This window comes from Microcoleus sp. PH2017_09_SFU_O_A, from assembly GCF_020738625.1.
Classification (GTDB): domain Bacteria; phylum Cyanobacteriota; class Cyanobacteriia; order Cyanobacteriales; family Microcoleaceae; genus Microcoleus.
The window spans coordinates 16,651-29,390 of sequence record NZ_JAEQCF010000091.1; the positions used below are offsets into that span (position 1 = coordinate 16,651).

The following is a 12,740-nucleotide window of genomic DNA, read 5'->3' on the forward strand; positions in this document are numbered from 1 at the left end:
TTCTGTAGTCTGATAGTTTCAACCAGCAGGTTTCTTCACCAACTTTTGAATCCCAATTTGCAAACCCAGCAGCATTAAGCCGACTGCCGCCAGCCCAAAAACGCCCGTACCTAAAGCCACCATCCCCACGACTAAAGTTCGCACGGCGACACTAATTTTAAGCACAGTAATATTGGTGGAATGCAGCGGCTTGCTAGCAAAATTTAGAGCGATCGACATAGTTAGCGAATACAAACCAAAAGCGAACACACTCGCGATCAGCGAACCAATCACGCACCGCAAAACAGTCGGCTGCTTGGGAGATGCAGGCGTTGCATCCCGCGCCGAACTTAGAGGTTCAGAAGTAGAATTTGGATTAGTTAAATCAGCCATGGCGATTTTAGATTTTAGATTTTAGATTTTAGATTTCTGGTTAATTTACCAAAACTAAAATCGGTGTTTCATGTCATTTTATCAGTTCTGCGATCTTAATAGACTCCGCGCAAAGTTAGATTCATTTTTGCCGTTAGCGCAGCCCTCGGAGAGGATCGCCCCCACTGACATTTAACCGACGATCGCGATCGCACCCGACAGCGAGTTACACCCTCACAATCGGCGGTTTCGTATCATTTCCTTCCGAAAAAATCCGAATCCCAGTATTGCTAAACTTTGCTACCCAAAAATCCAAATCGGGAGAAGCGATCGCACTTTTCACCCGTTCCAGAACCTGCTGAGCCTGCTCTGGAGACTCACACAGCGCAAACACCGTCGGCCCGGAACCGGACATCATCGCGCCCAAAACCCCCGCCGACTCAAAAGCCTCCCGCAATTGCAACACCTGCGGGTACACGGGTAAAGCAACTTTTTCTAAATCGTTGTGCAGCAATTGACCAATTTTCGATCGATCTTTTTGGGCGATCGCCCCCACCATCGGCCCTGAATGTAGCCTTTGGCGGCGACATTCCAAATCTTCTGGTGCACAATAGGAACTACTGAACTGTTTGCGATAAGTTTGATACGACCATGCAGTAGAAATACTGAGATTGCGAAACTTCGCCAGCACCACACAAAAACCTCCCAAATCAGGCAGGGGAGAGAGTTTATCCCCACGACCTGTTGCCAGAGCCGTACCTCCTCCAATGCAAAAAGGCACATCAGAACCCAGAGTTCCCCCCAACTCTTGCAACTCCGATTGAGTGAGTCCCAATTGCCACAGCAAGTCCATCCCGACTAAAACTGCGGCAGCATTTGCAGAACCGCCGGCGAGCCCCGCGGCCACCGGAATCTGCTTGTGAATGGCAATCTCGACTCCGCCGTATTTCGCCAAAGCATCTGGAAATTGCTGCGCCAACAAATCCGCCGCGCGATAAGCCAGATTATTCTTGTCCGGCGGGACTTGGGGGTGATCGCAGCGCACGCGGATCGTGTCCGTTCCGATCGCGCGCAAGTCAATTCGATCGGCCAAATCTATGCTTTGAAGCACCATCGCCAGTTCGTGATATCCGTCGGGGCGATCGCCTATTATCTCCAAATACAGATTGATTTTTGCTGAAGCTAGCAGAGAATATGAACGCATAGGTGATTAAGCCGCGGGTGAAAGAAACCCCTGGTTGAAGAAATTAATTGACACCAGTCAGACTACATTTTCTCACAACTCAAAGGAAATATTATGCAGGAAATGTGGAAAACTTTTTTTAGTTCGGGGTCATTTATTCCCCACGGGCGCTGTTATCGATGGCAGACCAAGTTAGTCTGGCTGCACGTAGCCTCAGATTCAATAATTGCGATCGCCTATTTCTCGCTCCCGATTACACTGCTTTACTTTATTTCCAAACGCGAAAGTCATTAGTCATTATTCATCAGTCATGTTTTGCGAGTAAACAAGAGTTCGCGAACGTTATTAATCATCAGTTATCAGTAAACTTATTGCATAAATCTTTGATTGATAGGCGAACCACAGATGCAACCGACGATGCAACGCAGATTATTTCCAGATAAGAAAGCTTGGGAGTGCAAGGATTCTAGTCATCGGAAAACAAATTATTGCTCAAATTTACCCATTGCGCCACGCTTAAATCTTCAGCGCGAGATTGAGGATTGATCTGTAACTTTTCTAACAATTGAACGAGTTTATCTAAATCCACAGATCCTTTTAAATTATTACGCAGCATCTTGCGCTTGCTGCCAAATCCTAACTTGACTAAAGTCTCTAAATAACGCGGATTAACTGCTGGCGTTTCTATCACTCGGGGCAGCAGCCGCACCACGGCGGAATCGACTTTTGGCGGCGGATAAAAGTCTCTAGACGGCACATCGCAAATTAACTCGCATTCTGCTAAATACTGCACCCGCACCGACAAAGCGCCAAAAGCTGTCGAACCAGGTTTAGCGTAAAGCCTTTGGGCTACTTCTTTCTGCACCAACAGGACGATCGCATCGAAGGGTTTCGCAACCGGCACAGATATCGTTCCCAGCAGTTTTTGCAGGATGGGGCCGGTGATATTGTAGGGAATGTTGGCAACAACTTTATTGGGATCTTGGAATTTGGGAAAGGCGATTAGTTCAGCCTCTAAATCCATTTCCAGAAAATCGCCTTGTAGCAGTAAAAAGTTGTCGTTTTTGCCTAGTTGCTTGGCGAGTTTTAGGCACAAATCTCGATCGATCTCCACCGCAACAACAGACTCAGCCGCAGCAAGCAAGGGTCGAGTCAGAATCCCAGTGCCCGGCCCGATTTCCAGGACGCGATCGCCCGACAAACTCGCCGCTTTGACAATCTTATCTAAGGCTTTCTCGCTTTTGAGCCAATGTTGAGCAAACTGTTTCCGGGGTCTGGTCGATCGCATTTTTTGAATTCTTCGAGAAATCTTAGCCTGCCATTCTATCACAACCCCATATTTTTTCCCAAGCTAAAGTTATGTTTATTTTTGTAAACAGGGGTTGAATTCAGCAAAAAACTTGGGCATCATAAAATAATTAACGATAAAAAATAAGTTTATTTCTTCCCAATTACCAATTACCAATTACCAATTACCAATTACCAATTACCAATTACCAATTACCAATTACCAATTACCAATTACCAATTCCCCAAAAATGAAATTCCAACGAGTATTTGGTACATTACCCCAAACCCAAGCCAGCGCGCCCGGAAGAGTAAATATGCTGGGCGAACACACAGACTACAACGATGGATTTGTACTTCCGACTGCGATTGGGCAGCGCACAACAGTACAAATTGGCTTCAGCAGCGATACCCGACACCATTTTTATTCAGCCGAATATGACGAACTCATAAATTTTTCAGACGACGATACCATACCGCAAAAATTCGTCAGTTATATCTGTGGCTGCATCAGACTTTTAGAAAAAGAAGGGTACAAAATACCACCAATAAATCTCTACATTACCTCCGATGTGCCGATCGGCGCCGGTTTGTCCAGCAGCGCCGCTTTAGAAATAGCCACCCTCAGAGCAATCCGCGCGCTGCTGAACCTCCCCCTAGACGACGTGCGGCTGGCTCAAATCGGACAGCTAACCGAAATCCGGTATGCCGGGGTGAACTGTGGCATCATGGATCAAATGGCGTCGAGTTTAGCAGACACCAAAACGATGCTATTTATCGACACCCGCAGCCTCGAATACCGCGCCCTACCTTTTCCCACAGGCACAGAAATTTTAGTCATTGACAGCGGTGAAAGCCACAACCTAGCAGCCGGAAGTGGCTACAACCAGCGGCGTGCTGAGTGCGAAGAATCCGCCCGGATATTGGGAGTTAAAGCCCTTAGGGATATCAGCGATCCCAAAGCAGTGGAAGTATTGCCAGAACCCCTAAAAAGGCGATCGCGCCACGTAGTCACCGAAAACAACCGCGTGCTGCAAGCTGTAAAATCTTTACCAGCCGAACGTTTCGGCGATTTAATGAATGCTTCCCATGCGAGTTTGCGCGACGACTACGAAGTTTCGGTGGTTGCAGTAGATGCCTTGGCGGCAATCTTGCAGTCAATCCCCGGAGTCTTCGGCGCGAGGCTGACGGGCGGAGGTTTTGGCGGTGCTTGTGTTGCACTGGTTAAGAGTGGGAAAGCCGATGTTATTGCATCAGAGGCGATCGATCGTTACCACCGCGCGGGTTATAATGGTCGCGTTTTAGTTCCCGAAGTTCAAGTTAATTCTTAATCGCAGAACTATCTCCCGACACCGAAGGCCACCGCACAGTCACGATAACCGAATCCTCCTCGGCCGACCAATAATGAGGCACTCCCGGCAGCCAGAGAGCATAATCTCCTTCACAACACAGCAAGATTTCTTGCGAAGGAAATTGCAAGCGAAACCGCCCTTTTACCAGAATAGAAAGCGTAGTTGCTGCCGCATTTACCGCCCACTGAGTCCTGCAATCTCCGGCGGAGTGAACGCCCCATTTTACCTCTAACGCAGAAGTCGAGCGCGCGTCATCTTCGGGCATTATAAAGTGACCCGCAAACCAACCGCCGCGACTTGCACCTTCAGCACCCGCATTTCCAAAAATCACTTCAGGTGGCATCAGTTAATAATCTAACAAACAAATATTTTAAGTAACACAAACTCAAAGGTTCGTAGTAAGAACTTTAGTCATAAACACAACAGGCACTCTTCTGGGAATCGATCTTTAGGTACGTTGTTGCGCTTCAGCGCTCTTTCATAGATCTAGCATAGCGCCCAAGCGCAACAACGTACCTTTATGTCACGATCGCAATTATAACTTGCGGCCCGAAGATTGACCTTCCGTCGTAGCTATTTCCCCAGCTTCCATAAACTGCTTAAAGTGGCGCAAATCGTCAGCAATTTGCTGTTCTGGATCTTCCCCAAATAGTTTAGCAGCGCCCGCACCGATCGCACCGCCCGGAGGGTTGTATTCGATCGCCACTTTTACCTTTGATTCGCATCCGCAGCCGACTGCAAACCCTCCACAACCCCGAGTCCGCGCGCCGCCAAACTGCCGCCCGCAACCGCCAGCAAAGCACCTCTGAGTGAACGCTGCGACAAACCAAACACCACCAGCGCTCGCCCACCGATTAACGAAGCCCAGCGTTCGGTATCGCTGGTGTTAGCTTGGTTTTGTTTGTCAGAATTTGCGATCGAAGTAGATTCGATTGCTTTAAACCTCGTCAGTCGATTTTAGATTTTAGATTTTAGATTCTTCGACTTCGCGATCGAACCAGTTTTAGATTTTAGATTTACTCCACAGATAAATCTGCGAGGTCTAACTAAGGTCTAAAATCTTGGGATACCCACGACAGCCCTGCGGGGACTTCCGTTTTTGGGCGGGTCAATTAATCGTGAAAAACAGCAGCAAAAGGGGCAACCCAAACAGATCCATCGAAACTGGGAGCATCTCAGTTTTTCATTTATAGCGGTTCTCAGAAAGATTCGCGGATGTTGTTGGGCTTGGGCCCTCTTGGTTTAAGGGTTGTGTGGGCTGTCAGTTATACCTCATCTTTTTGAGAAAGGCTATATATAGATAGTGCTGTCCCCGCTCGCGAGTTGTACAATACGCGAGCGGGGACAGCACTATAATAAAAAAAATGCTTTTTACAAAATTGAGATGCTCCCACATGAATCGCCTCAAACCGTCCCTGAAAAAGTGAACCAACTCTTTGATAGCGTTTATTAATAGCCTTAGTATAAGACAGAGTAAATGCCTGCATCAGGTTGGAAAAACGATTGGTGTTCAGGTGAACTAATAAATGATAGTGGTTCGGTATCAAACAATAAGCAAGAATATCGACACCATGAGTAATCAGATGGTTTCTTAATTGGCGTAAAAAATAAATATAGTTTTCTCGTTCAAAAAATATCAACTGACGGTTATTACCTCGGTTATAAACATGGTAGTAATTACCCGCTTGCAAGATAACTTGGCGACGTGGCATATCAGAAGGTAGGTGAGTGGCTAGCCGGAGTCAGAAACTGGGAGGCTCAGAAACCGGGTTTCTACGAAAAATCTGGTGAGGTTGTTTAAATTATCGCAGAAACCCGGTTTCTTGGACTAAGCGCGTGGAACTCAGAAACCGGGTTTCTACGAAAAATCTGGTGAAGAGGCGTAAATTCTCACAGAAACCCGGTTTCTTGGGCTCAGCGCGGGAACTCAGAAACCGGGTTTCTATGAAAAATCTCGTGAAGATACGAAAATTCTCGTAGAAACCCGGTTTCTCGGACTCAGCGCGTGGGACTCAGAAACCGGGTTTCTCGCGAAAATCTCGTGAAGAGGCGTAAATTGTCGTAGAAACCCGGTTTCTTGGACTAGGCGCGTCGAGATTCAGAAACCGGGTTTCTTCAGATCATCTCATGAGGAGGCGTAAATTCTCGTAGAAACCCGGTTTCTCGGACTCAGCGCGTGGGACTCAGAAACCGGGTTTCTGCGTAAAATCTCATGAGGAGGCGTAAATTACCGTAGAAACCCGGTTTCTTGGACTAGGCGCGTCGAGATTCAAAAACCTTACTCAAACCTCACGAATCGCCAAAATATTCGTGTTATTTTGTAGTGAGATTAAGGAATATTCAAAATCAAATCATGTCTCAAGATCGCCCTTTCATCTCAAAAGGCGATGATCGAACTTATATACAAAAATCAAAATAAGGAATTGGCAATGTCAGGAACTGAGGGCGATCGGAAAGCATATCAGCGCATTGGAAAAGCGCGGCGAGAGGGAGCAAAAACACTCAATCTTAGCGATCTGGAACTGACGAAACTGCCAGAGGCGATCGCCTCCCTCACTCAGTTGGAAAAGCTTTACCTTCACAACAACCAACTGACAAAACTGCCAGAGGCAATCGCCTCCCTCACCGAATTACAACAGCTTTACCTCCACAACAACCAACTGACGAAACTGCCAGAGGCGATCGCCTCCCTCACCCAGTTGCGTGGGCTTTACCTTTCCAGTAACCAACTGAGGGAACTACCAGAAGCGATGGTCTTCCTCACCGAGTTGCGACTGCTCTACCTCCACAACAACCCTCTCAATTCTGACCTCGCCGCCGCCTATGAACAAGGCACTAAAGCCCTTTTGCAATACCTACGAGCAAAGGCAGAAGCACAAATCACCCTGAACGAAGCCAAGCTGATTTTAATCGGCGAAGGCGAGGTAGGCAAAAGTTGCCTCCTCGGAGCATTACGAGAAGACGAATGGCTAGAAAGTCGTCCCACCACTCACGGCATTGAAATTAAGCCAGTCATTGTCACCCATCCTGAAACCGACACAGAAATATCCCTCAATGGTTGGGATTTTGGCGGTCAACCGGTTTATCGACCCACACACCAGTTGTTTTTCAGTGCACCAGCCGTGTATCTAGTGGTGTGGAAGCCACGGGAAGGCCCCCAGCAAGGCTTTGTCAAAGAGTGGATTACCCTAATCAAGCATCGGGAACCAGATGCCAAAGTGCTAGTAGTCGCCACCCACGGCGGCCCCGGACAGCGACAACCCGACATTGACAGACAGGAAATTTGCGATCGATTCGGCTGCGATACGGTGCTTGGCTTCTTTCATATCGACAGCAAACCTGACACTCAGAACTCCTGCAACGGCGTGGCAGAATTAAAAAGTGCGATCGCTAATGTCGCCGCCTCTCTTCCCGAAATGGGACGTTCGATTCCCGCCAAATGGCAGCGAGTGCGGGAAATCTTGCAGACAAACGACAAAGCCTATCTGCCCTACGATGAAGTTATTGCCATCTGCGCTAAACACGGAATCGATAAAGAACAAGCAGAACTTTTTCTTCGCATTTCCCATACCTTGGGGCATATCATCCATTACCATTACGATCCAATACTGCGAGATATTGTCATCCTCAAACCCGACTGGTTGGCCAAGGCAATTAGCTTCGTACTTGATGATGAAACGACCCGCCGCCGCAACGGTTTAGTAGACTTTGAGCATCTGGGTGAATTATGGAGGAATCCCCCGTTTCCAGGCGAAAACGGCTACCCGAAAGAACTACATCCCATCTTTCTCAAGCTGATGGAACGCTTCGATTTGTCCTACCGCGTGGTACTCGATCCAACTAAACCCAGTAATACCAGTTTGATTGCTCAACTCGTACCCGATACACGCCCGGAATTGTCCAATTGGGGACAGCAACCGGAAGCCGGAGACAGACAACAAATACAAATCTGCCGCATTGTGGACGATCGAGGACAACTTGCAGTCGCAGAAGGATTGTTTTACCAGTTAATTGTGCGCTTGCACAAATACTCACTGGGGCGATGCAATTACGAACAAAGTATCCATTGGCAACGCGGTTTGATGCTTGACGATGACTACAACGGTCGGGCATTGCTGGAATATATTGACAGTGATGTCAAAATCACCGTGCGGGCGGCTTATCCAGAACGGTTCTTGTCTTATCTCACGGCAGAGATTAAATGGCTAGTCGAAAATTATTGGAAAGGATTGCTATGTAATGTGATGGTTCCTTGTATTGCGCCTTGTGGTAAAAATCTGCCTGGGAACGGGCTATTTGAGGTAGAAAAACTAATTAAGAGCAAAAAGAAGAATCGGGATGAGCATCAATGTCACATTTCAGGCTGCGATGAATGGCAAAATATCGATTCTTTACTGAATAACGCACCAATTGCTCCACCTCCATCCCAAGAAATCGGCATTCAGCAGTTCCAAAAAATTGTTGACAAGCTAAACATCATCCACGAAAATATAGCGACTTCCGATAGTCGAAATCAAGAACGATATCAGTCATTGTCTCAGGAACAGCGGATCATTCTCAGCAAAGTCGATGAGCAATTTGCGTCACTGATGCAAATGCTCACCGATGAAGCCAAAGATGGCCCGCGCCTGTTCAGTTTCAAGCCCGTAGATCCCAAGTTTTTCGATCGCCCAAAATGGCTCAGTACAAAATTGCAAATTACCCTCTGGTGCGAACACTCTCGTCAACCGCTTCCCGCCTTAAATCCTCACGACAAGCAGAAAGGAGTTTATGAATTGGAAGTATCGCGCCAATGGTTTACCATAGCAGCCCCCTATCTCAAAATTTTGACCGGAACCCTGAGTCTAGTCTTACCTGTCGCAGCCTCTGCCACCAAGTTCATGCTAGACGAAGCTACCTACAAAGGCATTGAAGAAGAACTCGATTTAGGACAAAAAAGCATCGAATCTACCTTGAAAGGTAGCGATTTAGCTACTAATTTGTCTGGCGAAAATGACATCCCAGATTGGCAACAGGGCGACTCAGCAATCATGGCGAAAGGCTCGATTTTGCGAGAATTACACGCGCTGCTAAAAGCCAAAGATCCTGGTTTTGGTGGCTTAGTTCGGGTACAGAACAGACGGCGCGAATTCCTGTGGGTTCACGAGCAGTTTGTAGATGAGTATTAATATTGTTCGCCGATCGCCCGTTCCGCGCTACGATCGAACTATGATTCGGCGATTAAAATCGCTTCTACAAAAACGAAGTCCGCCTTCGCGGACTAAGAAAATAAACGGCGCTCTAAACCCGGATTTGGTATGATTACTGATGGCTAATAACTAATGACTGATAACTCATAACTCATACATAACTAATAACTAATGACTGATAACTCCAAACCGCCGTTATACGAGATGAATCCGCTAGGTCGATTTTCCGATCGCGCCACGGATTATGTCAAATACCGCCCGAGTTATCCAGCCGCTGCGATCGATGCGATTTTAGCAGGACTTGGGGAACTTTCACAGTTAACCGCAGCCGATATCGGTGCAGGTACAGGAATTTCTTCCCGTTTGCTAGCAGAAAGAGAGGTTCGAGTATTAGCGATCGAACCCAATGCCGAGATGAGACAAGCGGCTGCACCTCATACTTTGGTAGAGTTTAGAGACGGAACTTCCGAAGCCACTAATTTGCCTGACCGATCGCTCGATTTAGTCGCGTGTTTCCAGTCTTTCCATTGGTTCAATCCTGTTTTAACTTTACCAGAATTTCGGCGAATTCTCAAGCCGTCGGGAAGGTTGGCTGTTGTTTGGAATTTGCGCGATCGCACGGATGCGCTGACAGAGGGCTACACTCAAATTGTTAAGAGCGCTTCCCAGAGCTATCCTGCCCAAAAGCACGATCGCTCGATCGAACCTTTGCTTGCGAGTGCAGATTTTACTGATGTGCGATCGATCGAATTTGCTAACAGACAAGATTTAGATTTAGCAGGGTTAATCGGGCGGGCACAAAGCTCATCTTATATGCCGAACTCCGGGCCTCCATTGCAGAAACTTATCTCGGATTTAACCGAACTTTATCAAGCTTACTGTGGCGATCGTGGCTTTGTTTCATTGGTTTACAAAACAATAGTTTATCTGGGAAATCCTACGGATTGTTAATTTTTTATATAATACCGATAAATGAAAATTTCTGTGATATGATGCTGGGCAAATTGGCGTGGCGATCGCTCGTTCGTTCAGTTGACAGTTGACAGTTGACAGTTGACAGCTACCTCTACCTGGAAGGAAGAGGATTGGAGTAATGAATAGTCTGATTTTAATTTATCCCGATCGGGATTGGGGCTTTAAACCAATTCTTTATGGTAAATTCAAGAATAAATAAAGGCGATCGCACAGCAGCACTAGGTAAGAACTCCATCTTTTGTAAGATGCTCAAACTAATCTCTTAAGATGAATCTATTTCTATTGATAGAGCCCGCAAAGTTGTTAACATTTGTAAAATGAGAAAAACATCCTATCCCAAAGCTTCATCTATGCAAACGTATGACGTGATTATCATAGGAGCAGGTCACAACGGGCTTGTCTGTGCGTCTTATCTCCTCAAAGCCGGATATACCGTTCTTTTGTTAGAAAAACGTTCCGTTCCCGGTGGCGCCGCGACTACCGAAGCTGCGATTCCCGAATTACCAGATTTTAAATTCAACTTGTGCGCGATCGACCACGAATTTATCCATTTAGGGCCAGTTGTAGAAGAGTTAGAACTGGAAAAATACGGATTAGAATATCTTTACTGCGATCCAGTGGCGTTTTGTCCGCATCCAGACGGCAAATATTTCTTGGCGCACGGTTCCGTAGAAAAAACTTGTGCAGAAATTGCCCGCTACAACGAACGCGATGCGAAAAAATATGCCGAATATACAGATTTTTGGCAGCGCGCTTTAAGCGCGATGATTCCGATGTTTAACGCGCCGCCAAAATCCATCATAGATATTGCCGGCAACTACGATATTGCCAAACTCAAAGACTTATTTTCAGTCATCGGTTCCCCAGACAAAACGCTGGACTTTATTCGCACGATGATTACCAGCGCTGAGGACATTCTCAACGAGTGGTTTGATGAGGAATTTTTGAAAGCACCTTTGGCAAGACTGGCCGCAGAGTTGGGCGCGCCTCCTTCACAAAAAACCATTGCTGTAGGCGCAATTATGATGGCAATGCGCCACAATCCCGGCATGGCGAGGCCGCGCGGAGGAACGGGTGCATTGGTGCAAGCGCTGGTCAATTTAGTGAAAAGCTATGCGGGTGTTATACTTACTGACCAGCACGTGGAGAAAATATTAGTTGATAACGGCCGCGCTGTCGGTGTTAGAGTTGCAGGCGGCACAGAATATCGAGCTACTAAAGGCGTCATTTCTAATATTGATGCGAAGCGTTTGTTTCTGCACTTGATGGATGATAGCGATGTTGACAGTGCCGATCCGAATTTGCGGGAAAGATTGGAGCGCAAAATTGTCAATAACAATGAGACAATTCTGAAAATAGATTTAGCTCTCAATGAAGTACCGAAGTTCGATCGCTGGAACCATAAAGACGAATATTTAATGGGTTCTGTTTTGATTGCTGATTCGGTGAAACACGTGGAAATTGCTCATACTCAGCCTGCGATCGGCAAAATCCCCGATTCCGATCCGTCGATGTATGTCGTGTTTCCGACGGTACGAGACCCGTCAATGGCTCCCCCCGGACACCATACGGCTTGGATTGAATTTTTTGCTCCTTACCAAATCGAAAATGCTGAAGGAACCGGCCAGCACGGTACGGGTTGGACGGACGAGCTGAAAAACAAAGTTGCCGATCGCTGCATTGACAAATTAGCAGAATACGCACCCAATATCAAGAACTCAATTATCGGCCGCCGCGTGGAAAGTCCGGCGGAATTGGGAGAGCGTTTGGGGGCGCTGAAGGGGAATTATTACCACGTTGACATGACGCTGGATCAGATGATATTTTTCCGTCCGTTACCCGAGTTGGCGAATTACAAAACGCCGATCGACGGTTTGTTCCTCACCGGTGCCGGCACGCACCCCGGCGGCTCGATTTCGGGGATGCCGGGACGCAATACTGCTCGCGTGTTCATGCACTCGCAGCAGCCGATCGCGCAAACCTTGAGCGATGCGGCTAATTCTCTGAAATCGACGGCTAAGTCGGTGTTTCGGATTAATAATTAGAAGCTAAGAGGGCGGGCATTCCCCGCCCTTATTGATTTACTGCTTTTGGTAAGCTTAGTTGAAAAATAGGGTAATTTTATGTATAATTAAATACTAAGTTTTAGATAAAATTTAGATCAAAATAAAATCAGTAAGCTGTTATGTCGCCCGAGCTTGAACAAAGAGTTAACTATACTCTTGAAATGGATGGAAATTTTATCATTATTGAAAATGTGCCAGCCCGATTGTGTGTAGAAACAGGAGAGCGTTTTTTCTCACCAGAAACTGTAGAGCGACTACAGCAAATCATCTGGAAAGGAAAACAGCCAAGTCGCACGCTGGAAGTCCCAGTTTATGACTTTGTGTAGTTAGCAAATCT

At 46.9% G+C, this 12,740-nt stretch carries 12 protein-coding genes; 6 read left to right on the forward strand and 6 right to left on the reverse strand.

All coding sequences use genetic code 11. The features are described from left to right. Nucleotides 1-18: 18 nt before the first annotated feature. Both JGK16_RS27390 and ispE read right to left on the reverse strand, forming a co-directional pair. Nucleotides 19-372 (reverse strand): DUF3082 domain-containing protein, encoded by a 354-nt coding sequence (locus JGK16_RS27390; protein ID WP_293185987.1) that lies wholly within the window; start codon nucleotides 370-372, stop codon nucleotides 19-21. Nucleotides 373-577: 205 nt separating this feature from the next. Further along, a complete protein-coding gene (gene ispE / locus JGK16_RS27395) occupies nucleotides 578-1,555 on the reverse strand; it encodes a 4-(cytidine 5'-diphospho)-2-C-methyl-D-erythritol kinase (protein ID WP_293147908.1) in 978 nt (325 codons plus the stop codon). A gap of 93 nt (nucleotides 1,556-1,648) precedes the next feature. Here ispE and JGK16_RS27400 point away from each other — a divergent pair, with 93 nt between their 5' ends. Further along, a complete protein-coding gene (locus JGK16_RS27400) occupies nucleotides 1,649-1,828 on the forward strand; it encodes a hypothetical protein (RefSeq protein WP_293185988.1) in 180 nt (59 codons plus the stop codon). Between the two features lie 172 nt (nucleotides 1,829-2,000). Here the strand turns inward: JGK16_RS27400 and rsmA are convergent, their stop codons facing one another. Continuing rightward, nucleotides 2,001-2,822: a 16S rRNA (adenine(1518)-N(6)/adenine(1519)-N(6))-dimethyltransferase RsmA gene (gene rsmA, locus JGK16_RS27405; RefSeq protein WP_293185990.1), complete on the reverse strand. Its 822-nt coding sequence runs from the start codon at nucleotides 2,820-2,822 to the stop codon at nucleotides 2,001-2,003. A 250-nt stretch (nucleotides 2,823-3,072) separates the two neighbouring features. On the opposite strand from rsmA, the gene galK reads away from it, so the two are divergent. Continuing rightward, a complete protein-coding gene (gene galK, locus JGK16_RS27410; RefSeq protein ID WP_293193290.1) occupies nucleotides 3,073-4,152 on the forward strand; it encodes a galactokinase in 1,080 nt (359 codons plus the stop codon). Here the strand turns inward: galK and JGK16_RS27415 are convergent. The 3 genes from JGK16_RS27415 to JGK16_RS27425 all read right to left on the reverse strand — a co-directional run bounded on the left by JGK16_RS27415 (nucleotide 4,142) and on the right by JGK16_RS27425 (nucleotide 5,885). Beyond that, a complete protein-coding gene (locus JGK16_RS27415) occupies nucleotides 4,142-4,516 on the reverse strand; it encodes a signal peptidase I (RefSeq protein WP_293185993.1) in 375 nt (124 codons plus the stop codon). The genes galK and JGK16_RS27415 overlap by 11 nt on opposite strands. A gap of 192 nt (nucleotides 4,517-4,708) precedes the next feature. Next, nucleotides 4,709-4,879 (reverse strand): hypothetical protein, encoded by a 171-nt coding sequence (locus tag JGK16_RS32825; protein ID WP_325315344.1) that lies wholly within the window; start codon nucleotides 4,877-4,879, stop codon nucleotides 4,709-4,711. Nucleotides 4,880-5,438: 559 nt separating this feature from the next. After that, on the reverse strand, nucleotides 5,439-5,885 hold the full coding sequence (locus tag JGK16_RS27425) for a transposase (protein ID WP_293193289.1): 447 nt from the start codon (nucleotides 5,883-5,885) through the stop codon (nucleotides 5,439-5,441). A gap of 717 nt (nucleotides 5,886-6,602) precedes the next feature. Here JGK16_RS27425 and JGK16_RS27430 point away from each other — a divergent pair. The 4 genes from JGK16_RS27430 (at nucleotide 6,603) to JGK16_RS27445 (ending at nucleotide 12,729) form a co-directional block, all read left to right on the forward strand. Then, nucleotides 6,603-9,341, forward strand: a complete 2,739-nt coding sequence (locus JGK16_RS27430) for a COR domain-containing protein (protein WP_293203528.1) — start codon at nucleotides 6,603-6,605, stop codon at nucleotides 9,339-9,341. Between the two features lie 192 nt (nucleotides 9,342-9,533). After that, on the forward strand, nucleotides 9,534-10,313 hold the full coding sequence (locus tag JGK16_RS27435; RefSeq protein ID WP_293193287.1) for a class I SAM-dependent methyltransferase: 780 nt from the start codon (nucleotides 9,534-9,536) through the stop codon (nucleotides 10,311-10,313). 374 nt (nucleotides 10,314-10,687) lie between these two features. Beyond that, complete coding sequence (gene crtO / locus JGK16_RS27440; protein ID WP_293186000.1) at nucleotides 10,688-12,382, forward strand: beta-carotene ketolase CrtO; 1,695 nt, start codon at nucleotides 10,688-10,690, stop codon at nucleotides 12,380-12,382. Nucleotides 12,383-12,522: 140 nt separating this feature from the next. Further along, nucleotides 12,523-12,729 (forward strand): YgiT-type zinc finger protein, encoded by a 207-nt coding sequence (locus tag JGK16_RS27445; RefSeq protein WP_293186002.1) that lies wholly within the window; start codon nucleotides 12,523-12,525, stop codon nucleotides 12,727-12,729. Nucleotides 12,730-12,740: the final 11 nt, after the last annotated feature.

Bases quoted from the DNA above. Each gene is read 5' to 3' on its own strand.
- JGK16_RS27390 (WP_293185987.1), bottom strand. From the start codon at position 372: ATGGCTGATTTAACTAATCCAAATTCTACTTCTGAACCTCTAAGTTCG.
- ispE (WP_293147908.1), bottom strand. From the start codon at position 1,555: ATGCGTTCATATTCTCTGCTAGCTTCAGCAAAAATCAATCTGTATTTG.
- JGK16_RS27400 (WP_293185988.1), top strand. From the start codon at position 1,649: ATGCAGGAAATGTGGAAAACTTTTTTTAGTTCGGGGTCATTTATTCCC.
- rsmA (WP_293185990.1), bottom strand. From the start codon at position 2,822: ATGCGATCGACCAGACCCCGGAAACAGTTTGCTCAACATTGGCTCAAA.
- galK (WP_293193290.1), top strand. From the start codon at position 3,073: ATGAAATTCCAACGAGTATTTGGTACATTACCCCAAACCCAAGCCAGC.
- JGK16_RS27415 (WP_293185993.1), bottom strand. From the start codon at position 4,516: ATGCCACCTGAAGTGATTTTTGGAAATGCGGGTGCTGAAGGTGCAAGT.
- JGK16_RS27425 (WP_293193289.1), bottom strand. From the start codon at position 5,885: ATGCCACGTCGCCAAGTTATCTTGCAAGCGGGTAATTACTACCATGTT.
- JGK16_RS27430 (WP_293203528.1), top strand. From the start codon at position 6,603: ATGTCAGGAACTGAGGGCGATCGGAAAGCATATCAGCGCATTGGAAAA.
- JGK16_RS27435 (WP_293193287.1), top strand. From the start codon at position 9,534: ATGACTGATAACTCCAAACCGCCGTTATACGAGATGAATCCGCTAGGT.
- crtO (WP_293186000.1), top strand. From the start codon at position 10,688: ATGCAAACGTATGACGTGATTATCATAGGAGCAGGTCACAACGGGCTT.
- JGK16_RS27445 (WP_293186002.1), top strand. From the start codon at position 12,523: ATGTCGCCCGAGCTTGAACAAAGAGTTAACTATACTCTTGAAATGGAT.